We start from the raw sequence: 24852 nt of genomic DNA on the forward strand, positions 1-24852 counted from the left end.
TTACTTTTTTAAATGCGTAAAACCCATGACCAAGCCATAGGCGGCGACACCACTGATACCAGTGACGTCCTGTTTATAGTTAAACAAATGCACGATAGGGAAAGTTTCCGATTTAATAGAAAAAGGCCAGGACACCAATAGGAACCTGACCTTTTACAACTAAGTTATCCAAACAATGGATACCTATAGGACAATAAATTAGTGTAAACAGTTTGCCTATTTAGCTATTTTCTTTCGCCCATTCTGCTGTTATCTAATGAATTTAATACACAAAAAGTGTTCTCTATTGCCGGATATCCAAACTCCTTTTGCTTACAGGAAATACACAGGAGCAAGATCAGGTTAAAAATAAACAGTAGTCTTTTCATCATTAATCGTTATCAATTTTCGCGTTTCGGCATGCTTCCTCTGTCTTGCTGTTCTTTGATTTCCCTTCCGCTCAGCTCCATCAACCCCAGATCCGTGTTGTAACTAGATTTATAGCTTTTTGAAAAGATAAACCGGAAATACCTTAAAGTTCCTTCCGCTTGCGCGAAACTCTTTGGATCATAAAAAAAAGATTCCGTTCCCATATCTCGCTCGTCAGGAACATGGAGCGCCCGCCCCGTTTTATCTCTATCAGACCATTCGCCACCATCATAGCGAAAGAAGATGTCGGATTTATAATTTTGATATGTCCCCCGATATACATGTACCTTTTTCTTTTGATCTGTATAGGTTATTTTAAAATTTATGTCATCCACGAATTCAATCTTATTGGAACTCTTGGTCTTTTCTTTGCTGAATATAACACTGATGTCGTTGTACTCCGAGTTTGACTGCGCCCGCTCATAGTTCGCTGTAAAATACCAGGTTGTATGCTGTAGTGGATAAGTCTCCGTAGCTGGGAAAGTACAATGATCGGCAGAAAAATGAAATCTATGTCCGCGGTCGTAGATCAGTAGGTATTTAATGGTATGAAATCGTTTCGTATCGATGACCGTATCCTTTCCGATCATAAATTTATTGATCGGATTTTTAAACGGAAGCTGGTAGGTGTTCTCATCGACCTTCTCAAACCCGCCCTCTTTAGCCGCCAGTCGCTCCCTGAAAACTTTTAGGTCGCCGGTTGTCAGGTAAGTCAGCAACAGTTCATTTTTGTCCCCCAACTGTCTGGCAGATAACAATACCCGCTCCTTATGCTGCGGATGCACAAAGAGCGTATCACTCACCTCCTGAAATCCTGCGGGCACCAGATAGTTCCTGTTTAATCTGGCAATATCGTTTTCTGATACCCCCTCGTCGGTAAAGAGCTGGATGAAATGCATGGGATAGAATTGTTGTGCTGAAAGACTCTTACCCATACAACAAGCGAACAACATGAGTGTAAACAATTTGACTATTTTTCTGTTCATTTTTTGCTTTGATGATCTATTTGAGCACAAAGATAGAGATAGTTCGTATGCCGGCAAGACCGCTTTAATATCCGTTCAGGATCGCTTACAATTCGCTATCCGCTACAAAATATTGCCGTTAGTAGATCTAAACTTTAAAGGTAAACGTAGCCATAAAATAAAACAGCGCGAGCCAGATCAGCAGAAAGATGCTATTGGCAACAAGCATGAGCACACCTAATGTCGTCTGTCTGGATTTTATCGCAAAAACAAGGGCGGTTATAACCAGACCAAATACTAAGACGATCCCCAATTCACCGAGATTAAGCGTACTCAGCTCTTCAATATACGTGAACAACAGAACAGCGCATAACACATGCAGGCAGGTAAAAATCAGACTCAATCTGGAGGTGGACATCGCTTTATTTTATATAACAAATATAATGAATTTGTCGACTATAGATCAATCTCACCAGTGCAATCACATTACCTGTTTGTATGGTCCCCTGTGCTCCCAATTCCTTAGCAGATTCTAAACAATAATCCACAATTTGACTCACATATATTCGTATTGAACAGTATTGTCCTCTAGGCTAGGTTTGATCGTGATAATGCTGTCAATTTATCATGTAAAATTTGACAGTTTTCGTGCAAAAATTTCAGTTTTTCAAGCTCGGTATTTTTTTTGCGGGATATTTTATACAGTCGGCCGACTGACAGATTTAATTTATTGTTATACTTCATTAAAAGGAGGTTACTATGAAACTTGCAAAAAGAAATTGGAACAATTTTTCACTTTTTTCGCCCATGTTTGATAATTTTAACCGTGAGCTTTTAAACTGGGACAACAAAAATTACTCATCGACAAGTACCACCGTTCCTGCGGTCAACATCAGGGAAAACGGAGACACTTTCGAAGTTGAGGTTGCTGCCCCGGGCATGGCCAAAGATGATTTCAAAGTGACGCTCGACGGCAACCTATTGACCATATCTTCGGTTAAGCAGGAACAAAATGAGGAGCACACGGACAACTATACACGTCGGGAGTTCAGCTACCAATCTTTCCAGCGTAGCTTCGAGCTCCAGAAGGAGGTTGTCGATCAGGATAATATTCAGGCACGCTATGAAAACGGTGTACTACGATTGACAATACCAAAAAAAGAAGAAGCCAAACAAAAAGAACCACGGCTGATCGAAATATCCTAAAGATCCAAATAGCAACTTTAACTTGGTTAGTCTCCCACGGGAGGCTAACCTATTTTTTCATTTATGCAGGATATGGAACGCTCAAATTATTATATAGAATTGCAGATGTACTGCCGCGGACATTATATGACCATCGCCAGTTTTGACCGAAGCAGTTGCGAAAAGATTATTCATGAACTATTTGATGAACTACGTGGGGACCGTCAGGCCTCCGATCTCCGGCTTCTGCGCATCAACCTTCTTCTAAATGATAACGAAAATTCAAAAACACAGCTGAGATCGATCCATTGTACGTTGGATGAATTGGCAGAAAACACGAAGATTATCATTAAGAAGACCTTCCGGTCAGTAAACTTCGACTGATGACAGTCCGCTCCGCTATGCAGTGCAAACGATCAGCATACATACTATTTAAGCACATTTTTTTTACAATCGTTTTTTCTTTCAGCCTTGATTTTTATCAAATTGATTTTTAATTTGGGAGCGGTTTTTTCAAAGAGGTATCTGATACCAAAACCGACATTTTTTAAAAGCTAATATTCTATTTAAATATAAATTTTAGTTATTGGATCATGTTAACAGAATTACTAATTACAAAAACAGACCGACGTTTTTCTTTCAAGCCATTTTTTATCGCACTTATTGTGCTGGCAAACAGTTTCTACTTAGCTGGGCAAACCGTGAAACCGCTCAAATCTAGCTTTGAAGCGAGGCTGATCAATATCGAAGCCCCCAGCAATGAACCATTTCGTTATACAACGACCCTAAGCAATGGATCTGCTCAATTGGTCAACTACAACCTTAACGCGCAGCTACCCGAGGGATGGCAGATCAGTTACCGCGTAGAAGGGTCGCAAGTGACCTCTCTTCAGATGCAGCCCAATAAAGCTCAGGAAATCAGCCTTGAAATCAGTTGTCCGATCACTGCCAAGCCCGATAAATATAAAATTCCCGTGCGGGCCATATCCCCGACAGATACACTACAGCTTGAGCTGGAAGCGGTCGTCAAAGGCTCCTATGCACTTGAGCTGACCACCCCTAGTGGCAGACTTAGCGACGAAGTAGTATCCGGCAGCAGCAAGGAGATTTTGCTCAAAGTCAAAAATACAGGCACACTTCCGCTCAATGCATTAGAGCTTAGTTCGCAGCTCCCCAGCAGATGGGAGGCCACCTTCAATCCGTCAAATATCAAACAGCTGGAAGCAGGCAAGTCTATTGACGTTAAAGTCAACTTAAAAGTTCCCGACAAGACCATCGCTGGAGACTATGCTGCCAAATTTGAGATCAAGTCATCCAACGCCAACGCCGACATTTCATTCCGTATGATCGTCAAGACTTCTTTGCTTTCTGGCTGGAGCGGCATGCTGGTCATCCTATTGGCAATTGGTTTGGTGTATTATCTCATCCGCAAATACGGTCGCAGATAAAGTCGGGACAAAAAAGATTATCATTATGAAGGATCCTATCATTCAATTGACGGGCCTGACCAAAAACTATGGCAAAATAACCGCCGTAGACAAGTTGGACCTGCATATTTATCCCGGAGAGATTTTTGGCCTACTCGGTCCCAATGGTGCCGGAAAGACAACCAGCATTCTTATGATGCTAGGCCTGACCGAACCCACCGCTGGTACAGCTTATGTCTGTGGCTATGATGCCACCCGCAATCCAATAGCCGTGAAGCGCAAAGTTGGTTATCTACCAGATAATGTGGGCTTCTACCCGGATATGACAGCTTTGGAAAACTTATGCTTCGTTGCAGAATTAAATGGACTTACAAAATCCTATGCACAAGCTTCGGCCAAAGACATGTTACATGTCGTAGGACTGGAACGGGAAATGCACAAAAAAACGGGAGCTTTTTCCCGCGGGATGAAACAACGTCTAGGATTAGCCGAAGTGCTGATCAAAGCCCCTGAGGTAGCTATTCTCGACGAACCTACACTGGGCATAGATCCCAAGGGCGTCGATGAGTTTCTGGAACTCATTAAGCAGCTTAGTAGAGAACATAGCCTTACAGTACTGCTCTCTTCACACCATCTCCATCAGGTACAACGTGTATGCGATCGGGTCGGTATTTTCGTGGGTGGCAAGCTGCTGATCGAAGGATCTATCGAAAGTCTTGCCCACAACCTGCAGCAGCAGCAAGGTGTCAGTACAGTTATTACTCTTGAGCAGCCCTCGATCGATCGTGCAGCAATTGAACAAGCACTCAACGTGCTGCCGGGAATTCGTAAACTTGTTATCGCAGGACAATCGATCGAGCTGATAACCGACAGCAATACCACTGCAGCAGCCGTACGCATTCTGGTCAACATTGGTGCTGATATCGTCTCGGTCAGCCGCAATGACTACCAGCTTGACGATATTTACAATACATTTTTTGAGAATAGCATAACAACAAATTCTGTCTATGAAAAATCTAACGGTTTATTCAAAAGATATCAATAAGCAGCCATCTATTCCGATGCAGGTGCTGGTCCGCAAAGAAATCGCAGCACATATCCGCAGCTGGCGTTTTATCATACTGATCCTACTCATTGTACTGACCTTCGGCGCCTCCCTCTATGTTTCTTCCATAGGACTTAAAGACGCTGTCAGCAATATGCGTGATCCCGACCAATCCTTTCTGTATCTCAAACTGCTGACCACTACGGATAATTCCATTCCACCTTTTCATATTTTTTTAAATTTTCTGGCTCCTTTGCTCGGTATTGCCCTAGGTTTTGATGCCGTCAATGCAGAATATAACAACGGGACCCTCACCCGTCTGCTTGCGCAACCCATTTATCGCGACAATCTACTATTCGCCAAATTTCTGGCGCCGCTGGTTGTTGTGGGCACCTTATTTATTGCGCTGGTACTGCTGATGATCGGCGGTGGACTCCTTGGTACCGGTGTACGCATCGAGCCACAAGAACTCCTGCGAATCCTCGGATTTACGCTAATCACTGTGCTGTATGTCGCCTTCTGGCTGAGCCTCTCCATCCTACTGTCGATCCGCTTTCGTCAGCCAGCCACTTCAGCACTTACGGCAATCGGCATCTGGTTATTTTTCACTGTCTTTTTTCCAATTTTGGTAAACTTGGCTATACGCCCCTTTTTGCCCAATCCAAATTATATTTCGGAGCAGGAGTACATTGGCTACAATGAGCTGATTTTAAATCTACTTCGGATATCACCGAGCCAGCTCTATACCGATGCAACGACTACCTTGTTAATGCCCTCGGTACGCAGCCTCGGTCCTATTGCCATGGAACAGATGGTCGGTGCCATTCCTTCACCACTCTCCTTTCGGGAAAGCTTTCTGATGGTCTGGCCACAGATAAGTGGGCTCACTGCCGCCATGATGATCTGCTTTGCCTGGTCTTATTACATATTTATGCGAAGGGAAATACGGAGTTGATTGCATCTCTTGAATACAATAAAACAACAAAGGTTGCTCTGCTTTATTGGCAGGCAACCTTTATCAAGTATATAATGAATAAAAAATGGGTACTTAATCTTTATTTTCCTTTTTGTAAGCATAGTAGAAAACAATCGGCAGAATGGAGAATGAAAGAATCATACAGATAATCAACCCACCGACAATCATAATGGCCAATGGTTTTTGGATTTCAGCCCCCATTCCGTTGGACAGTGCTGCAGGCAATAAGCCCATCGCGCCCATAAGCGCAATCATTAAGATCGGCCTGATCCGACTTTTTACGGCTTCGTAAATTGCAGGCATCAAGCCCATTTTATTTAATAGATTTTCTTTCATGACACCGATTAAAACAATCCCGTCGATCGTGGCGACACCAAAGAGAATAATAAAACCAATACCGGCCGAGATCCCAAATGTTGTCCCCGTTACCCACAGGGATACAAACCCACCGATAAATGCAAAAGCAAGCGTCAGGGAGGAGATCAGCGTATCTTTTAGATTTCCAAAATTGGCATAGAGCAAAAGCAAGATCAATAGCAGTGAAACCGGGACCACCTGCATCAACTGTTTGGTAGCGCGCTCCTTACTTTCGAACTCCCCGGCCCAGACAACCTTATAGGATTTGGGCAATTTAACATCAGCGGCGATCTGTTTTTTTGCATCCGCAATGGTACTGCCCAGATCCCGACCTTCGATATTAAATCCAACCCCGATATAGCGGGAATTACCATCGCGATAGATAAAGGCTGGCCCTGTATGATAGTCTATGGTCGCTATTTCCCGCAACGGTACTTTCTGATCGTTCATCGTTGGGATAATGATATTTCCGATCTTTTCAGGGCTATCGCGATACTGCTTCTGAAAGCGGAGACGGACGTCAAAGATGCGTTCATTGTCGTAAAAATGCGTCACAGACTGCCCCCCGATGGTCATCTCGATAACCGATTGTACATCCCTGGTCGATACCCCATATTTAGCCATCTTGGAGTCATGCAGCTGAATCCGCAATTCGGGTAAGCCGATATTTTTAAATACATTCACATCCGTGATCCCATCGACCTTCTGAAGTGATTCGGCAAACTTGTTGGCTTTATTTTCCAGATCCTGGAGGTTCTCACCAAAAATTTTAATCACCAATGGACTTTTCACGCCAGCCACATACTCCTCCACATTGTCCTGAATAGGCTGACTAAAACCAAAATTTATTCCAGGGAAAGTCTGCAAGCTGTCACGCATTTGCGCGATCAATTTTTCCTTGGATATTTTCCGCTTCCACTCCCCCTCTGGCTTCAACTCAATATTAAATTCGATATTGAAAAAACCCGTCGGATCAGTTCCATCATTGGGCCTACCGGTCTGCGTCATAATAAAATCAATCTCGTCAAACTGCTTGATCAATTTTGTTTTCATCGTTTTTGTCAACTTGACGGATTCCTCCAGGTTGACACTATTTGGCAATGTCGCCCGGACATAAATAGCGCCTTCATTGAGTTTTGGCAGAAATTCCGAACCGTAATAGCTAAACCGCACCATACAGATAATCAACGCCAATCCAAAAATCCCCAAGGTCCATTTGGGATGATCAAAAGCTTTCTTAAATCCTTTAAAAATTACCTTGCGGCTTACCCGCGTTATTTTATTTTCATCCTCCTTGATGTTCTTCTTCAGCAGATATTTACACATTGCAGGTACATAGGTCAGACTCAGGACCAAAGAGCCCAGCAGGGCGTAACCTAGGGTAAAGGCCAAAGGTGAAAACATCTTTCCTTCCACCTTTTGAAAAGAAAAAATTGGCGTCAGTGCGACAATCAGGATCAATAAAGCAAAAAAGATATACCCAGCCACCGAGCCTGCACTCTTTTTAATGATGCCCAGCTTGGAGACCTTGTTGAAACGGGTCGTCCCCAGCCGATGTGCCTCCTTTTCCAGGGAGACAAAAACCGTCTCCACGATCACCAGCGTTCCCTCGAGCAATAGACCAAAGTCCAATGCCCCCATGGAAATCAGATTCGCCGGCAAGCCCTGAATTTTCAATAAGATGATCGCAAACAGGAATGCCAATGGAATTACCGAGGCCACAATAAAGGTTGTCTTCCAGTTGTTCAAAAAGATAAAGACAATGATCGAAACCAGGATAACACCCTCGATCAGGTTTTTCGAGACTGTATGCACCGTATTGTTTACCAATTTTGTGCGGTCAATCACCGGTTCAATCTTGACATTTTCCGGTAAGATACGGCCGTTCAATTCCTCAATTTTTTCTTTCAGGCGTGTCACTACTGCCGATGGATTTTCACCCCGGAGCATAATGACGATGCCCTGTACCAGATCATCCTCCTGATTGAGGCCCACCTGTCCGAGTCGGGGCTTGGCACCCAATTCTATTTCAGCGACATGCTTGACCAGAATAGGCGTATTACCTACCACCTTGATCAAAATATTACCAATATCATCTATTTTATCCAGCAGTCCCACGCCACGCACGACATAGGCCTGATTTCCTTTTTGGATTACATCACCACCTACATTGATATTTGAGCGCGATACCGCTTCATATACATCCAGGGGTGAAAGGTTATAGTTGGCCAGTTCTGTTGGATTGATCTTTATTTCATAGATCTTTTCTTCACCACCGAAGCTCACCACGTCCGCCACCCCGGGCACCCCCACAAGCTCCCGTTCGATCACCCAGTCCTGAATAGCAGATACCTCCTTGATCGGCAGGTTGCTTTTGACCACATAGCGAAAGATTTCCCCTGTCGCCCCCGAAGGCGGTTCAATGGAACTTTCAGCCCCTTCCGGCAGCTCAATGGAGCGCATCTTGTTTCCGGCATATTGCTGTGCATAGAAATCTTCTACCCCATCCTCAAACTGCACCGTCACAACGGAGAGCCCAAACAGGGAGATCGACCGTACATCCGTCTTTTTGGGGATGGTGTTCATCTCCTTGGTGACGGGCAGTGTGACGAATTTCTCAATCTCTTCGGCACTTCGTCCCGGCCATTGTGTGATGATCCGAACACGGGTATTGGTCACATCCGGAAATGCTTCGATTGGGGTATGCAGGTAAGCGTAAATTCCACCAAACAATAAAGCCAGCGTAAAAAAAAGCACCACCAGGGAATGTTTCAGTGAAAATGAAACGATATTTTGTACAACCTTCTTCATCCTATCTATTCATCAATTCATCAAATACAATCAGTTCATTTTCTGTCAACACGCGGTCCCCCTCTTCCAAACCCGTTTCGATAAAGGCATAAGCTTCGTTTTCAGACACGATATCAACAGTCCTTACGGATAGATCACAGTCACTTTTGTAGATCACGACATAATTCTTGTTATTATGCAGGATAACCGCGTTTTTAGGGATTGCCAGCAAGTGCTGCTTCTGCCCTGTGGATCCCTTCTCGACCAACACATCCACACTCATGCCGGGTTTCAACCTCAAATCCTTATTGAGCAGCTTGACTCGCGCTTTAACCACCCGTTCTTCGGGATCAAAAAAGTTGGACACCTGATCAATATAGCCTTCAAAATATTCGCCTTTATAGGCCAAGGTTGTGATCCTCACATGAGCGCCATTTTTGACAAAGGGTAAGTTATTTGCGTAAATATTGACGGTCACCCAGACCTCATTCAGGTTACTGATGGACAGTAGATCCATATCGTCACCTACAGTCATACCCGGGCTTACTTTTTTGTCAACGATATACCCAGCTTTGGGTGCACGGATATAAAAAACACCGTTCTCAGCGGATCCGTTCAGCAGTTTCATATTCGCCTTCACGTTCTGGATCCCGATCTGCACAGATTTCAGTTCGCTTTCCATCTCTTCCAGCTCACGCTGGGAAGCCATGCCATCTTTCAGCATGCTACGCAAACTATTCACCTTGCTTTCGGTCAGGCGTCTATTGTTTTCCAGTTCACGGAGTTCCTTTCCCAGATCATTGACCGAAGTTCCTTTGAGCGATATCAGCACCTGCCCTTTCTCCACATAATCACCCATTTTTACAGCGACGGACTCTACCATTCCCTGAATAGGGCTCTTCAGCGCTGCGAGCTCATCCTGGTTATATTGAATTGCGCCGTTTAAGGCGATCTGTTCAGACACATCTCGCCTTTGGATCGAATCAATTTTGATATGGCGTTTGAAATCATCGCTTAGGCAAAAGCCTTTTGTCTCTACAACATGCTTTTCCTCTTTTTGCTCTGCCTGACAGCCCCATAAGAGGCAAATAGACAAAAGCGTCAGTGGCATTAGAAAATTACCTTTCATTAGACGATATCCTTTCCGACTAAATAGGTCAATTCTTCACTATACTGAAGATATTTAGCCCTGCGTTCCAATATTGATTCTTTGTTTTCCATATAATTATTGATAAAGTCTATAAACTCAACGATAGTCAACCTGCGTTCCTGGAAATTTCGGACATAGCGTTCCAGGGCCACATCCAGTTTACCGTCAAATCCTTTATCCATCGTTTTTAGACTAGATTCCAAGTTGCTTAGACGTGCAGAAAGAAAATCGATCTCCCGTTCGATATCAATACGGAACTGCTCGATTTCAACCTTATTTTTTTCCAGTTCCAGCTTGGCAATTTTGATATTCCCTTGGTTTCTATTAAATAGGGGCAGATCCATAGACAGGCCCAGACCAATAAAATCACGCATAATATTCCCGCCCCGATCATAATTCACCGAGACTTCCAGGTTTGGTACACGTTCGGCTTTCTCTATTTCAAGTTGTGCCTGCCCTTTCTTAAATTCATTGTGGATGATTTTATAATCACTGCGATTATCCATGGCCATGATTTTCCATTCGTTTTGCTTATTCGCAATAAAGGCGGGGCTACCGATGGTATCTGCGATGGAAAGTGCCGCTCCTTTCGATCCGAGATAGCGTGCGACATCGTTCATTTTTGCTATTTTCTCCTGCTGGATTTCATTCAGCTTATTCCCAAAAGCAATGGATTCACTCTGGATCCGGAGGTAATCCATTTCGCTGACATTGCCTTCTTTCCACTGGTTTTGGTAAGACTGTGCCAATTTATGGAAGATTCCGACCTGATTGCTGTAGAGACGCTCCTTTTCCTGCAGCACCTGCAATTCCAGACATTGGCTGCGGAGGTCATATTTCAGATTGCGGAGCAACTCCTCAAATTGAAGTTGTGCATTCTCCTTTTCAAGGAGTTGCAGCTGTACCCGTTTTTTTCTTTTGCCGGCCAGTTCAATCGTCTGTTCCAGTTCCATTTGCACCTGTTGATATCGTCCATAGTTTCCGATCAATGCCGGCAGCTCCTCACTAGAAGAGTTTTTCCAGAGGTTGACCTCGCCGATGGAGATCTTGGGGTTGGGCCACAGCTTGGCTTGTAGTACCGCAGCTTCTGCCTGTTTCATCTGAAAACGCTGCGCCATCAAGGAAAGGTTATGTGTCAGGAATACCTGTTCAATCTCTGATTTTTGCAAGCGTTTTTCGGGCATTTCCTGTGCAAATAGTCTGCTATTCAGGCCAAGAAGAATAACTAATGTAATGCGTATTTTTCTCACTCTATTTTGTGTTTCCACAAAACTAAGAGACAGGGATTACAGGCAACTTTAAGGTAAATTAAAGTTTGATTAGAAGAGATTAGAGAATGGTTAGAATTTTGGGAATAGCAGCGATACCGTCGTCCCCAGGTCATTGGAACGAATAGCAAAGTCCACCCCCTGGTCTTTAAAAACGATCTGCGCAAAGGAAAGGCCGATACCACTACCTTTGACAGTACCGACATTCGTCCCGCGGTAGAAGGTCTGCTTCACTGCCTCCAGCTCCGCCTCTGGAATACCGATGCCCTGATCAATGACCTGCAGGGATAGGCGCTCATCGAGGATCGTCATGCGCACCACTACTTCCTGGCCATTGGCATATTTAAGAGCGTTTTCGATCAGATTGGAGATCGACAGGGCCACAAGCATACGATTGCCCCGAAAATTAAAATAATGCGGTTCATCCACCTGTAGCTCGATTTTTAAGGGTACGGCAAATGTCCGCTTAAACTTAGGTACCAGGTCCCAGACCACTTCATCGATCCGAAAGACCTCCATCGATCGCTTCAAGGCTCGATCTTCTGTCAGCAATAGAAAATTTCCGATCAGGTGATTTAGAAAATTTACATGCTCGGTGATTGTTGCTGCCAGCTCCTGATACTCTTCCTGGCTACGGGATTTCGTTCCAAAAACCTCCATAGACCCCAAAATACCGGCAAGGGGTGTACGGAACTCATGGGATACATAGCTCACAAAATTCTTTCGGATGATCATATTTTCACTGATCCGGCGCAGGAGCGCATTGTAGCTTTCGATCAGGTCTTGCAGCTCATCTTTTGTCTTGATAACCGTCAACGGCTCCTGGATGGTATTTAGATCCTTATCTTGGATTTCCTGAATAACATTCCGGATGGGCAGATAGGCATATTTACTCAGCCAGACCGACAACAAGACAATGCTGATCAAGGCAACCAGAAAAACAAGCACGAGAATAAAAAGCAGGCGATTTAGCTGCTGATTAAAGTCCGTATTAGACTCTTTGACAAAGACAAAAAAATCACCCTGATTATCGGGATAATACAGGCCAAAATAAAAGCTATCCTCCGTTTTAAAATAAACTGTTTTTTGAGATTTCAGCTGCGTCAATAAGCTTTTACTGATTTGATTATCGTATTTCAGGCCACCATAGCTCACTTGGCCTTCGGCATTATAGACCGCTACCATGGCGCGCTTGACCAGACTTTCATATTGATTTTTGGACTCCAGATGTTTTAAAGGGCTCTGTTCATCCGCCTCCAGGTAATAGATACCGGCGATTTTTGCGTTTTTTTCCAGCGAACTGATCAGATGCCTTTCGGAAGAATTATAGAATATCCAGTAAATGACCAGCGTTGCAAGTCCAAAAATGATCGTGAAGACCAAGGAAGAAAAAAGTGTCAGTCTGATCTTGAGGTTCATAGTCAGTCCGTTTTGAGCATGTAACCAACCCCTTTGACCGTCCTGATAATGGATGTATCACTTCCGTCGTCCACTTTCCCTCGCAGATAGGAGACGTACACATCCACGACATTGGTATTGTTATCAAAATCAATTCCCCAGACCGCCTGCAGGATCGCGGTACGTGAAAGGGTTTTATTGCGGTTTTCGATCAGGTACTTAAATAGTTTAAATTCTTTAGGCGAAAGATCGACATTTGCACCACCTTTATAGACTTCATAACGATCCAGATCCACTTTGAGATCGCGAATTTCGATGCAGCTATCATTCACATGGCTTGTATTTTTATAGCTGTCGCGGCGTACCAAGGCTTTGATGCGGCTGACGAGTTCCTTAAACGAAAAAGGTTTGACCAGGTAATCATCGGCACCACTTTCCAGGGCATCGACTTTATCTTCAATTTCACCTAGTGCGCTTAGGATCAGAATGGGAATATGGTTTTTGCGGTAACGTAGTGTTTTTGTAAACTGGATCCCATCGATTCCCGGCAGCATAATATCCAGCACCACAATATCCAGGGAATCTGCATTGACCCATTCCCGCGCCGCTTCAGCGGATTCTGCCAAAATGACCTGATGGCCCAACTCTTCCAGCCCTTTCACTACAAAGCTACTAATACGACGATCGTCCTCTACCAAAAGTATCTGCATAAACTGAATTTATTTTTATACGGGATTATAAAAATTATGAATTTCCTAACGGAATCTACAAGTATACGAATTTACAAATTAATCCTTAGACAGGCCACAGCCCTATATTGCCCCATATCGACCGGCCTATCCAGATCTCAGGCAGCAGCCATCTGAGATCAGTTTTTTCGTTGAGGCCTTAGCAGGCAACCTTTACTTCAGACAACGAGCAGTGACCAGCAGTTGGCCGACATGACGCTGTGCATGTTCAGCAGCATGAAATAAGAGACCGATCAGGGTGGTTGGAATCTGCTTTCTCCCCAGGAAACGTTCATCAGTCAACGTTGAGGGATCAGTCACCGATAAGACATCTAAAGCCTGTCGGATCTGCAGCTGTAGGTTTTCGACTAGCGTAGCGACGCTGAGCTCCATATCCACAATACCTTCTTTTTGAAGATAATCAAACTGCTCGGCAGACAAGGATTTGCCTGCTGCATACGTAAACATGCGATCAATCACACCGCGGATATGCAGCAGATGAAATCCAATGCTAGCGTTGCCACAGGGGCGTGCCCAGAGCTGCTCACACGACAGCTGAGCTGTATATTTTGCGCTATCCTCTTCCACTTGTAGCAGCACGTGTGCCACCGGCTGCAAAAGATCCGGAATCCCCGTGATTGGTCCCCGCATCCATACTTCTAAGTTGTCCATACCTGATTCTATAACCTATTTTCGTTTGCTCGTACTCTTTAATGCCCAGGCAACCAATACCGGCTGAAAAAACAAACGGGCAAGCCTTTTTCCATCGCTATCCAGTCCGAACCCATCCCGATGTGCTGTATATTGCGCAATATTGCCCGGAAACACAGCAACAAAAAAGGCCGCTGCAATTTTACCGACTGTAGCACGATGTTTGGCATTTGCCAAAATGAGCGCACCGCCCAGGGCGATTTCGGCAAAACCCGAATATACCACCGTATCATCTTTGGAGATCGGAACCCAATCAGGTACCTGTGCCTGAAATTCTTTCCGGGCAAAGGTCAGATGTCCGATGCCCGCTACCATTAAAAAAGCACCTAAGCCATAGCGTGCAATCTTTTGAATGCAAGATTTTTCCATACTATTTTTTAATAGAAGACAGTATAGGACGAAAATAGTTTGATAAGGGAAGCCCCTTCTTTCCCAAATGTTTCCAGAATCTATCTGAAACTTTACCCTGTGGCATTTTTTGTTTCCGAGCTTAAGACAGCCTGGATGACAAAAAGCAAGCCCACAAGAGGTGTAATAAAATTTAGTAAAATAGCGAATATGAAGAAACTAACTTGGTTAGCAGCTGTACTGATAACAGGCAGCGCATTGACATTCACAGCATGTGACAAAGATGATGCAATGGAAAGCCGTGTCGGCTATGCTGAACTACCCCAGGCGGGCAAAACGATGATTGAATCTCATTTTGGGGCAAGCACAGTAGCCAGCATCACACGAAAAAACAATGCCGATACAGACGGTAGTCTCTATGAAGTCAGATTGAACAACGGCATAGAGATCGATTTAGATAAAGATGGTAATTGGACCGATATTGACGGTAATCATCAAAAATTGCCCAACGCGATTATCCCCACTCCTATATTGAGCTATGTCGTTAAGCAATACCCAGCGCCTTTATTTATCGAAGGTATTGACAAAGAGCCTTATGGTTACCAAATCGATTTGTCCAATGATCTGGATTTAAAATTTAATGCAGATGGTAGTTTCATCGGTCTTGATGACTAAGGCGAACCATCAAAAAAGGGACTTATCAAGCGATAAGTCCCAACCAGTAAAAAACAAACATTGACAAACTATTGCTGGCGATCCCAGCCGCCACCAAGAGATCTATATATCGCTACACTCGCTTTGAGCTGATTCGCTTTCTTCTCAACCAGTTCAAATTTGGATTCCAATGCATCGCGTTGCGTCAGCAACACTTCCATATAATCCGCGCGGGCATACTTAAATAAATCATTGGAGATAGCGATAGATTCTTTTAGCGCATCGACTTCCCGGGTCTTGATCGCAAGGCCACTTTCCAGATTTTTAATTTTTGAAAGCTGGTTAGCGACTTCGATATAAGCAGCTAATATGGTTTGCTCATAATGGTAGACTGCCTGCACCTGTCTTGCGTTGGCATTATAATAGGCCGCTTTGATCGCTCTTTTATTGATCAGGGGAGCAGTAAGCTCGCCGACAAGTGAAGTCAAAAAGGATTCCGGTTTAATCAAATAGGTCGGATCAAACGCCTGCAAGCCCACACCTGCAGCAATATCCAGGGAAGGATAGAAACGCGCTTTCGCGGATTTAATATCCAATTTGGAGGCAGCGAGTTCATATTCTGCCTGCTTGATATCCGGTCTATTTTCCAGCAGATCGGCCGGGATACCCGTGTAGACTGTCTGTGGCACGAGCTGCTCAAAAGCATCCTTGTTGCGCTGCACTGGCTGCGGGAATCTACCGACCAGATAATTGATCCTATTTTCAGTTTCCGTTATCTGCTGCTGGATATCATATTGCATCCCCTGGGTTTTCAGGATCTGTGCCTCGAATCTTTTGATGGCAAGCTTGTTCGACCGCGCGTTCTTTTTCAAGTCATTGACCACTGTTAGCGCATCATTTTGGATCTTCACGTTTTCATTTACCACCAGCAGTTCGTTGTCCAGTGCCAGGAGCTCATAATAAGCATCTGCAATTTCGGAGATGAGATGCGTCACCATAAAGTTTTTGCCTTCTACACTCGCAAAATACCGCTGCAATTGCGCTTTGGTGGCATTGTGTAGTTTACCCCAGATATCCGTTTCCCATTGCGCCTGTACACCGACACCAAAATCAAACAGCGGTTCGGGCATCTCCCGGCCCGGTTCGATTTCGGTATTTTTCTCCATCGCACCGATATTGGTGTAACGGCTCACTTTGTCAACACCGGCACCTACTTTAAGCCCTACAGAAGGTAAATATTCCCCTTTTTTGGCACTGACCTCATTTTTGGCCATCTCGATTTCCTGAAGCACAATATGGAGCTCCTGATTATTTGCGAGTGCCAGACCGATCAGTCCCTGTAGATTGGGATCATTGAAATAACTGTTCCATTTGATTTTCCCAGTATTTGTAGAGTTATTTTCGGCAGTACCATATTTCTCTGGTACAGCCCTATTTTCAGCACGCTGTTGTATTTCCAAAGGTTTGCAGCCCACGAAACTCAGTAAGAAAAGTGCAAAACTTGTATATTGATATAATCTATTTCTATTCATAATGTATCATGTCTTCGCTTAAAGGTGATTCGTCTTCGGCCTGGATCATTTTTCTACCATCCGCCAATTTTGCAAAAATGTAATAGAGTCCCGGAATGACGATAACGCCAAAGATTGTCCCGACGAGCATACCACCTAATGCAGAAGCACCTATGGTATGGTTTCCGATCGCTCCGGCACCACTCGCAAAGACCAGCGGAACAAGTCCGGCGATAAAGGCAAATGAGGTCATCAGGATTGGTCTGAACCGAGCTCTTGATCCTTCTATGGCCGCTTCCAGTATTGAATCTCCGGCCTGGCGGCGCTTGACGGCGAATTCAACGATCAGCACGGCATTTTTACCCAACAGACCGATGATCATGATCAGTCCCACTTGTGCATAAATATCGTTTTCGAGCCCCATCGCTTTCAAGAGGAAAAATGAACCAAATACACCGACCGGTAGCGACAACAAAACCGCAAACGGGATAATAAAACTTTCGTATTGCGCTGCCAACACAAGGTATACGAATACCAGGACCACCAAGAAGACATAAATGGCTTCATTTCCACGCTGTGCTTCATCGTAGGACAAGCCCTCCCAAGCCACTTTATAACCGTGTGGCAATGTTGCCAGTGCTGTCTCATTGATCGCCTGAATGGCGTCAGCCGTTGTATAACCATTTGCCGGAAGCCCGCGCACCGCAGCAGAATTGTACATATTGTAACGTGTGATCTCGTTGGGGCCCTGTGTTTTTTTCAAGGTCATAAATGCCGAATACGGAACCATCTGATCATGATCATTTTTCACATAAAGATTCATAATATCCGAAGGCAATCTTCTGAATTCGGGTGATGACTGTACATAGACTTTGAAGAATTGACCAAAACGGATAAAACCCTGTTCGTAGGTACTACCGATCAGGATATTGAGGTTATCCATGGCTTTACCGATAGAAACCCCTTTTTGCATGGCGGCATTATTGTCAAATACCAGTTCATATTGCGGGTAATTGGCGGCGAAGAAGGTAAATACTCCCGTCAGCTCCTTGCGTTTTTTTAGATTAGCAATAAAAGCTTTGTTTATTTTATCGAAATCCTGGTAATCTGTTGTTCGGTTTAAATCAAGTAAGCGCATCGAGAAACCACCAGAGGATCCAAAACCGGGAACAGCCGGCGGTTCGAAAAACTCTACGGTCGCCCCCAGATTTTTTGATTTTTCTTCAAGTTCTTCCATGATCTCTTTCACACCATGCTCCCGCTCACTCCAAGTCTTGAGGTTGATCAGACAGGTTCCCGCATTTGAACCACGGCCTTCCGTCATGATCTCATAGCCGGCCAGCGAAGATACCGACTCCACACCGTCCACCCCCTGACAGATCTTTTGCAGTTCGCGGGAAAGCTTATTGGTCTGTTCTAGCGTCGATCCCGGTGGCGTCTGAATGATGGCATAGATCGTTCCCTGATCCTCGCTCGGTATAAAACCACCCGGAAGCGTTTTGTTGATCAGGAAAGTCCCCACACAGAAAACGATGAGGATGCCCCAGGTGATGACCCTCCGGCTGGCGATCTTGCGCAGCAAGGAGGCATAAGAGCCCGTTACCCGATCGAAAGTGCGGTTAAACGTATCAAGAGCTTTGGTAAATAGATTTGTTTTTTGGGGTTTTCCATGATTATTTTTCAATAACATCGCTGCAAGCACAGGTGTGAGTGTAAGTGCTACGACGGCCGATATCACAATGGAACTCGCCATGGTAATTGAAAACTGACGGTAAAATGTCCCGACAGGGCCTGTCATAAACGAGATCGGGATAAACACGGCAACCATGACCGCCGTAATAGCGATGATCGCGCCGGCGATTTCAGCCATCACTTCCTTGACGGCATTGTAAGGCGAGATTGCGCTCTCCTCCATCTTGGCGTGGACGGCTTCGATCACGACAATGGCATTGTCCACCACAATACCAATGGCCAGGACAAGTGCAAAAAGTGTAACCAAGTTGATCGACATTCCGAACCACTGAATGACAAAGAATGTACCTATTAGCGATACGGGAACCGCAATAATCGGGATCAGCGTAGAGCGCCAGTCGCCCAGGAAAATAAATACAACGATAGCCACCAGGATAAAGGCATCACGCAAGGTATGCATTACCTGTTCGATCGAGGCATCCAAAAACTGCGATACGTCATAGCTGATCTTATAGTCCACACCCGGCGGGAAATTTCCTTTCATCTCCGCCAGCTTAGCTTTTACATCCTTAATAACATCATTGGCATTGCTACCATAATTCTGTTTGAGTACAATGGAAGCCGAGGGATGTCCATCCAGATTCGAGTAAATATCAAAAAACTCACTGCCCAATTCGACTTTGGCAACATCTTTTAACTTGATATTTTCACCTTCGCCATTTGCGCGAACGATGATATTTTCATATTCCTCGGGTTTATTGTACTGGCCTTTATAGGTCAACACATACTCCAGAGACTGGGCAGCAATACCTGAACTCTGCCCCAATCGTCCCGGTCTACCAATAATACTTTGCTCACCGATAGCCTTCATCACCTCATCGACAGATAAGCTATAGGCACGCATACGGTCGGGATTTAACCAGATCCGCATAGCATAACGTCTGCTCCCCAAGATCTGGGATTTGGCAATACCATGGATCCGGTTGATTTCGGGAATAATGTTTACGGTCGCATAGTTGTACAGGAATTTTTCATCCATACTTTTACTGGTACTGTACAGGTTCACGTACATCAACATACTGGGCTGAATCGGATTGACGATCACCCCTTCCTTTTGCACCAGCTCGGGCAACAGCGGCATCACCTGATCCACTCTCGTTTTGACCAGTACGACCGCATCATTGGGGTCTGTCCCCGGGTCAAAGACCACGTTGACCGTAGCCTCTCCGGCACTGGTCGCATCTGTTGCGATATAACGCATGCCCTGTACCCCATTAATGGCATTCTCTAAGGTAATGAGTGAAGATTTTACAAGCACATCTGCACTTGCCCCCGGGTAGGCGATCGAAACCGCCACTGTGGTGGGGGCGATCTTCGGAAATTGTTCGGTAGGAAGCTGCTTGATTGCCAGTCCACCGATAAATAAGATGACAACCGATATGACAATAGCAAATACCGGCCGATGTATTACTTTTTTAAACATAATGCTGCTTTTTAATTACTCTGCATATAAATCTAGGTTTGACATGACTTTCTCCGGGGTCTGGTACTTTGATTCAATGGTCTGATTTTCCTGTACCATGCGAAGTCCATTCAGTAAAATCTTTTCGTCTTTACTCAAACCCGAAGAGACAACATAGATATGTGGCAGTTCAGCAGCAACCTTTATTTCTCTTGCTTTAACTTTATTATCTTTTGTGATGACATAGACATATTTCTTTTCAAGCTCCTCAAATGTCGCTTTCTGCGGAATCATCAAAGCATTCGTATAGGGCGAGGTGATCACAATATTGCCGGTCTCGCCAAACCGCAATAAACCTTTTGGATTTGGGAAGGTCGCTCTGTAGGCAATATTTCCCGTTTCGTTATTGAAATCCGATTCGATTGTTTCGACAATACCTTCCTGGCCAAATTCCTTTCCGTTGGCCAGGTTCAACCGGACATGCATTGGACTGTTATCCTTTTTAGCCTCCATCTGATTGAGGTATTCTACTTCGGGCACATTGAAGTAAACCCACATTTTGCTATTATCAGATAGCTCCGTAATCAACTCCCCTTCATCCACCAGGCTACCCTTACGTAGATGCAGTTTACCGACAATACCGGAGAAGGGTGCTACGATGTCCGTAAATTTGAGGTGCGTATTCATGGATGCCAGTTCGGCTTTGGCCTTTTCATATTTTGCTTTGGCCATTTCGGTTTCCTGAGGGGCAACAATATCTTTTTCGGAGAGATTTTTGGTATTTTGATATTCGATTTCCGCGTATTTCACCTCAGCTCTTGCGCGATTGACATCGGACTCATAGAGGTTGGGCATAATTTTAAAGAGTGGTTGCCCTTTTTGTACAAACTGCCCCTCGTCCACAAAAATAGATTGAATATAACCTTTTTCCTGGGCGCGTAGCTCGATATGATTGATCGAACGGATCTGGGCGACATAATCTTTATTGACGAGTGTATCTTTTACCAACGGAGTGGTCACGTTGAAAACTGCTGCTTCTTTTTTTTCCTTTTTCTCGGACTGGCAGCTTGTAGATAGCATAATAAGGCACAGGTTGATATACATGAAATTTTTCATGACGATGATCATAGATTTTTATAATAATTTTCGAAAAATTAAACAATAGTGTGACAGGCATCCAAATTACCTTGAAAGCCATTTTTGATATTTTCTAAAAAAAATTACTTAAAAATCACAGCCTGAAGACGCTGTAATGGATATAAAGGGCGTTTTTTTGTGGGTTAAGATTTTCGACATTGGCCAACGAGACTGCGGTGCGCGTGTTGTGGAAATAGGGGTGGATGTTGGCATTCAGATTGCCAAAATTATTCTTGGAAAGCGCAAATAAATTTGGCGAGTCAGTGTCGCTTCCGGTATCATCATTTTCACCGTCTTTTTCAGCAAAATAAGCCCTGAGTTTTTCGTGGCGCCGATGTTTACTTTTACGGATGATATCGTTATCCTGTTGTGCGCCCTTTACCTGTCGATTGAAGTGTTCGACAGCATGTCGGTTGGTCAATGCAGAAGATTCTGTTGTTGCTGCATAATGCCAGCCTAAACTGACAAGTATTGCGCACCATACGCCGAACAGATATTGACGGAATCTTCCTTGCATCGTTAAAGCAAATGTAATTAAACTTTAAAAAGCTTGCAAGGAATTTTTATACAGAAGTTTCAAAGATTACACCCCATCATTACAAAGTATTTAAAATTAACTGTTTAAAATTAAAATAATCACATTAACAGAAATTTATGTAAACACTTTAATTTGACAGCCGCTCTAGTGTTTTAAGGCAGAAGCATCTCACATGCATGTTTAACGCTAACGCGGGACGAGGCATTCCCGCTTTTGCCAGAATGCCTCGTCCACATGCATCAGTTTAATTTCTTTTGTAGGATTTATTTTGATTCCTTCTTCCTGCACAGTTTTTTTTGGCCTGCCGCGCTGCCTTTAAATCGAAAGATTGAGCTCCGCGATGTCCCCCAACACTTGAGTATCATTTAGATCAACACTTTTTGCTGTGCGCGCCACCTGATACAGGCCCGCAATAGGTAAAACAGCGGTAAAATCTTTTGGGCTCCCTTGTTTAAAGTTGAGCACTCCAGAGATACTGATAAGAACACCTTTTAGATCCTCAATCTTTGCACCTTTCTTTACGACCTTAAAACGGACAGATACATTTTTTGGAGCAGCGGCTCCCTCCAATGAGACCAGTAGAATATGTTCGAGATTGACATCCAATGCCGAATGCAAAGGTTTCACCTTTTTTATAACGACACTTTTTAATGTATCATTGGTACGTTCGGTATTGAAAATAAAGACGCCACTTTTTACATTTCGATCGCCGCTATATTGTCCGGGGTGTTCCTGAACCATATAATCGACAGCGATCTTGACATTTTCGTTAAACCGTCGCGCTAATTGTTTTTTTCTCCAAAAAAAAGCTCCCAAAAAAATGAACAGAATAAGTAGGATACCCGTAGCCATAAAAAATGTTTTTAATATTAAAATAGATAGTTGACTCAAAAGTAGCGGTTTTTTTCCTCTTAGAAAAAGTACAGACCGCTCTTAACCAGATTTATAGGACAAAAAAAATAGAATTGTAATATATCAACTACAACTTATTCGCAAAAATGCATTTCCAAAAAAATGACATTATAAACAGGCAGGAATCAGCAGATCTTTTCCGCGGCTACTAAATAAAACTGTCCATCAAATTATTTAACGCAGATATCCCATCAAACAACACGAATTGTAAACAAAGTCTCGCGGATATAAATAGATAAAAAAATGCCCGGTCTGAATGCCCATATTTGCACCCATACAAAAACAGAAAGATCCACATGAAAAAATATATTATCGTTTTCAGCTTCTCCCTACTCGCCCTTACTGCTGTTGCGCAGAAGAAAAAGAAAGCAAAATTTCCAGAACCTAAGCGAGTAGAATTGGTCCCAGTGGTTGAAGCAAATCCGGTTAACGAAAGCGCAGAAAACCCTGCCAACTTTGCTGCGCCGATGCCGACGACCAGTGCACCTACTATTCGGGCCACGACAACCAACGGAAAGGAAATACGCTTCGGGAATATAGACGAATTAGCACATACAGATCTATCAACCTTGAAAGAACTGTCTTTTAGCACCATGGTCTCCGGCAGAACGCTGGAGAGTAACGTCCTACAAAAGGTCATGAACGAAGGCACACAATTGGAAGTTTTGACAATCGAAAATTTCGCGCTGGATGCTTTTCCAGAAATCAAAGCGCCCAATCATCGATTGAAAAAGCTAACATTAACTCAAAATAAGTTAACGAAGCTGCCGGCCAGTATTTCCAATCTGACCGCACTGGAAGATTTCAGTAGCCTTAATCCCTTGACAGCATTGCCGACATCATTTGCACAGCTCAAAAATCTACAGCAGCTCGGGCTGAACAGCTACATGTTTACGGCCTTTCCAAAGGAAATCTTTAGCCTCAATAAACTGTCTGTGTTATACCTATCACGCAATTACAAAAGTAAACCGGAACAGACGGAGCTGCCCGATCTGTTTCAGCAGCTACCTGAATTGAAAGAGCTCGGTATAGAAAATGCAGGACTATCTGCCCTACCAAAATCTATTGCTACACTTAAAAAATTGGAAAAAGCTAATTTTTCCTACAACAAATTTACTTCTTTTCCCGAAGTACTGGCAGCAAATTCCAAACTGACCTATATCCCCTTTACCAATAATCCCTTGCAATGGGAGCCCTTTTTGGCTTCCGTCAAAAAAATAAAATTCGGTGGGCTGTTTTTCTTGGAGGAAACAGGTCTTACCAAAAAACAATACGAAGAGATTCAGGATATCCTGACCAAAACAGATGTCTATTATGACGGCATGAATGACTAAAATTCATAAGATCCGCCAACAATACATTTAGGCAGTCTGGTCAAAAGTCAGGCTGCCACCATTCTAATACGATCCAAATAGATGAATAATTCAAACGAAAGTTACTTAAAAGAAACAAGGAGATTTAGCGAAAAAATTGCGTTTAAATTTCTGATGCCTCTTTTATACCTTATTTTCTTTATCACGAGTCCACTGGTCACCATTATTCTTACACTGGTTTTATCACCGCTGTTATTTATCCTTTTTTTCAACCGTAAAATCTTCAGTAGAAAATTCCTCTATTTTTCCTTTGCTGTCTACCTGACAATGTCCTTTATCTATTCCTGTTTACCCAGATACCAATACCAGAGTTTCCGTCTTTTTCATCCCAAATGGACAGAGGTATCCGGTAAAATTATTGATTATAAAATCAGTTGGACGCCAACAACGAAGCAAAGTGCGGCTTCATCCTATGCGTCCATTACCTACGCGTACGAAGTTGGCGGTAAAGAGCAGCGCGTATATGCATCGAAAGCCGTTACCCGATATCCCGGCAATGTATGGAATACAGATGCTGATATCGCAGGCCACAATTTAGCATTAAAGCAGACAGTAGAAGCTTATGTGAACAGCAAAAATTACAAGATATTAGTCAACGAACAGGCGGACTCCGCATTATTTATTCCTTTGGATTATTTTACCTTTTGGAGTTCATTTTATTTCCAACTCATCGTCATTATTCTGAAAATCGGACTTACAATAGGCATTGTTGTTGTGCTACCTTATCGACTGCTTCTCGCTTATGCGTATGTAATTGAATATATAAAGAGAAAAAAACGACATTAGAACAGCTTCCATTCTAAAAATCGGACTTACA

The 24852-nt window shown here is 43.7% G+C and carries 22 protein-coding genes; 8 read left to right on the top strand and 14 right to left on the bottom strand.

Annotation, left to right across the window (positions count from 1 at the left end; all coding sequences use genetic code 11):
* Nucleotides 1–380: 380 nt before the first annotated feature.
* Together LC454_RS22900 and LC454_RS22905 are read right to left on the bottom strand one after the other, a co-directional pair.
* Nucleotides 381–1394 (bottom strand): hypothetical protein, encoded by a 1014-nt coding sequence (locus LC454_RS22900; protein WP_223584771.1) that lies wholly within the window; start codon nucleotides 1392–1394, stop codon nucleotides 381–383.
* A 127-nt stretch (nucleotides 1395–1521) separates the two neighbouring features.
* Nucleotides 1522–1791, bottom strand: a complete 270-nt coding sequence (locus LC454_RS22905) for a hypothetical protein (protein ID WP_223584772.1) — start codon at nucleotides 1789–1791, stop codon at nucleotides 1522–1524.
* A 341-nt stretch (nucleotides 1792–2132) separates the two neighbouring features.
* On the opposite strand from LC454_RS22905, the gene LC454_RS22910 reads away from it, so the two are divergent.
* From LC454_RS22910 to LC454_RS22930, 5 genes are all read left to right on the top strand, one after another.
* Nucleotides 2133–2579, top strand: coding sequence for an Hsp20/alpha crystallin family protein (locus LC454_RS22910; RefSeq protein WP_223584773.1), 447 nt, complete (start codon nucleotides 2133–2135; stop codon nucleotides 2577–2579).
* Nucleotides 2580–2651: 72 nt separating this feature from the next.
* Nucleotides 2652–2942: a hypothetical protein gene (locus LC454_RS22915; RefSeq protein WP_223584774.1), complete on the top strand. Its 291-nt coding sequence runs from the start codon at nucleotides 2652–2654 to the stop codon at nucleotides 2940–2942.
* Between the two features lie 209 nt (nucleotides 2943–3151).
* On the top strand, nucleotides 3152–4006 hold the full coding sequence (locus LC454_RS22920; protein ID WP_223584775.1) for an NEW3 domain-containing protein: 855 nt from the start codon (nucleotides 3152–3154) through the stop codon (nucleotides 4004–4006).
* Nucleotides 4007–4031: 25 nt separating this feature from the next.
* Nucleotides 4032–5030, top strand: coding sequence for an ABC transporter ATP-binding protein (locus LC454_RS22925; protein ID WP_223584776.1), 999 nt, complete (start codon nucleotides 4032–4034; stop codon nucleotides 5028–5030).
* Nucleotides 4993–5985, top strand: a complete 993-nt coding sequence (locus LC454_RS22930; RefSeq protein ID WP_223584777.1) for an ABC transporter permease — start codon at nucleotides 4993–4995, stop codon at nucleotides 5983–5985. The genes LC454_RS22925 and LC454_RS22930 overlap by 38 nt, the downstream gene beginning before the upstream one ends.
* A 93-nt stretch (nucleotides 5986–6078) precedes the next feature.
* Here the strand turns inward: LC454_RS22930 and LC454_RS22935 are convergent, their stop codons facing one another.
* The 7 genes from LC454_RS22935 to LC454_RS22965 form a co-directional block, all read right to left on the bottom strand.
* Complete coding sequence (locus tag LC454_RS22935; RefSeq protein ID WP_223584778.1) at nucleotides 6079–9174, bottom strand: efflux RND transporter permease subunit; 3096 nt, start codon at nucleotides 9172–9174, stop codon at nucleotides 6079–6081.
* Nucleotide 9175: 1 nt separating this feature from the next.
* Nucleotides 9176–10282 carry an efflux RND transporter periplasmic adaptor subunit gene (locus LC454_RS22940; RefSeq protein WP_223584779.1) on the bottom strand — a complete coding sequence of 369 codons (1107 nt, stop codon included), beginning with the start codon at nucleotides 10280–10282 and terminating at the stop codon, nucleotides 9176–9178.
* Nucleotides 10282–11553, bottom strand: coding sequence for a TolC family protein (locus tag LC454_RS22945; protein WP_223584780.1), 1272 nt, complete (start codon nucleotides 11551–11553; stop codon nucleotides 10282–10284). Before LC454_RS22945 ends, LC454_RS22940 begins: the two co-directional genes overlap by 1 nt.
* Nucleotides 11554–11643: 90 nt before the next feature.
* A complete protein-coding gene (locus LC454_RS22950) occupies nucleotides 11644–12990 on the bottom strand; it encodes a sensor histidine kinase (protein WP_223584781.1) in 1347 nt (448 codons plus the stop codon).
* A gap of 2 nt (nucleotides 12991–12992) precedes the next feature.
* Nucleotides 12993–13679, bottom strand: a complete 687-nt coding sequence (locus LC454_RS22955) for a response regulator transcription factor (RefSeq protein ID WP_223584782.1) — start codon at nucleotides 13677–13679, stop codon at nucleotides 12993–12995.
* Between the two features lie 192 nt (nucleotides 13680–13871).
* Entirely contained in the window at nucleotides 13872–14369 is a 498-nt protein-coding gene (locus tag LC454_RS22960) for a DinB family protein (RefSeq protein WP_223584783.1), read from the bottom strand.
* 15 nt (nucleotides 14370–14384) lie between these two features.
* The gene (locus tag LC454_RS22965) at nucleotides 14385–14777 is read right to left on the bottom strand and encodes a hypothetical protein (protein ID WP_223584784.1); all 393 of its coding nucleotides are present in this window, start codon (nucleotides 14775–14777) and stop codon (nucleotides 14385–14387) included.
* A 189-nt stretch (nucleotides 14778–14966) separates the two neighbouring features.
* On the opposite strand from LC454_RS22965, the gene LC454_RS22970 reads away from it, so the two are divergent.
* Nucleotides 14967–15431 carry a PepSY-like domain-containing protein gene (locus LC454_RS22970; RefSeq protein WP_223584785.1) on the top strand — a complete coding sequence of 155 codons (465 nt, stop codon included), beginning with the start codon at nucleotides 14967–14969 and terminating at the stop codon, nucleotides 15429–15431.
* A 68-nt stretch (nucleotides 15432–15499) separates the two neighbouring features.
* Here LC454_RS22970 and LC454_RS22975 read toward each other — a convergent pair whose 3' ends face one another.
* From LC454_RS22975 to LC454_RS22995, 5 genes are all read right to left on the bottom strand, one after another.
* Nucleotides 15500–16942, bottom strand: coding sequence for a TolC family protein (locus LC454_RS22975; RefSeq protein ID WP_223584786.1), 1443 nt, complete (start codon nucleotides 16940–16942; stop codon nucleotides 15500–15502).
* Entirely contained in the window at nucleotides 16935–20096 is a 3162-nt protein-coding gene (locus LC454_RS22980; protein WP_223584787.1) for an efflux RND transporter permease subunit, read from the bottom strand. The genes LC454_RS22975 and LC454_RS22980 overlap by 8 nt, the downstream gene beginning before the upstream one ends.
* Before the next feature lie 15 nt (nucleotides 20097–20111).
* Nucleotides 20112–21191 (bottom strand): efflux RND transporter periplasmic adaptor subunit, encoded by a 1080-nt coding sequence (locus tag LC454_RS22985; RefSeq protein WP_208642557.1) that lies wholly within the window; start codon nucleotides 21189–21191, stop codon nucleotides 20112–20114.
* 115 nt (nucleotides 21192–21306) lie between these two features.
* Nucleotides 21307–21729 (bottom strand): hypothetical protein, encoded by a 423-nt coding sequence (locus tag LC454_RS22990; protein WP_223584788.1) that lies wholly within the window; start codon nucleotides 21727–21729, stop codon nucleotides 21307–21309.
* 336 nt (nucleotides 21730–22065) lie between these two features.
* Entirely contained in the window at nucleotides 22066–22602 is a 537-nt protein-coding gene (locus tag LC454_RS22995; RefSeq protein WP_223584789.1) for a hypothetical protein, read from the bottom strand.
* A 356-nt stretch (nucleotides 22603–22958) separates the two neighbouring features.
* Between LC454_RS22995 and LC454_RS23000 the strand changes: the two genes are divergently transcribed.
* A complete protein-coding gene (locus LC454_RS23000; protein WP_223584790.1) occupies nucleotides 22959–23996 on the top strand; it encodes a leucine-rich repeat domain-containing protein in 1038 nt (345 codons plus the stop codon).
* A gap of 81 nt (nucleotides 23997–24077) precedes the next feature.
* Entirely contained in the window at nucleotides 24078–24821 is a 744-nt protein-coding gene (locus tag LC454_RS23005; RefSeq protein ID WP_223584791.1) for a hypothetical protein, read from the top strand.
* Nucleotides 24822–24852: the final 31 nt, after the last annotated feature.

Origin of the sequence: Sphingobacterium sp. GVS05A (genome assembly GCF_019969845.1) — a bacterium.
In the GTDB taxonomy this organism is placed as follows: Bacteria; Bacteroidota; Bacteroidia; order Sphingobacteriales; family Sphingobacteriaceae; genus Sphingobacterium.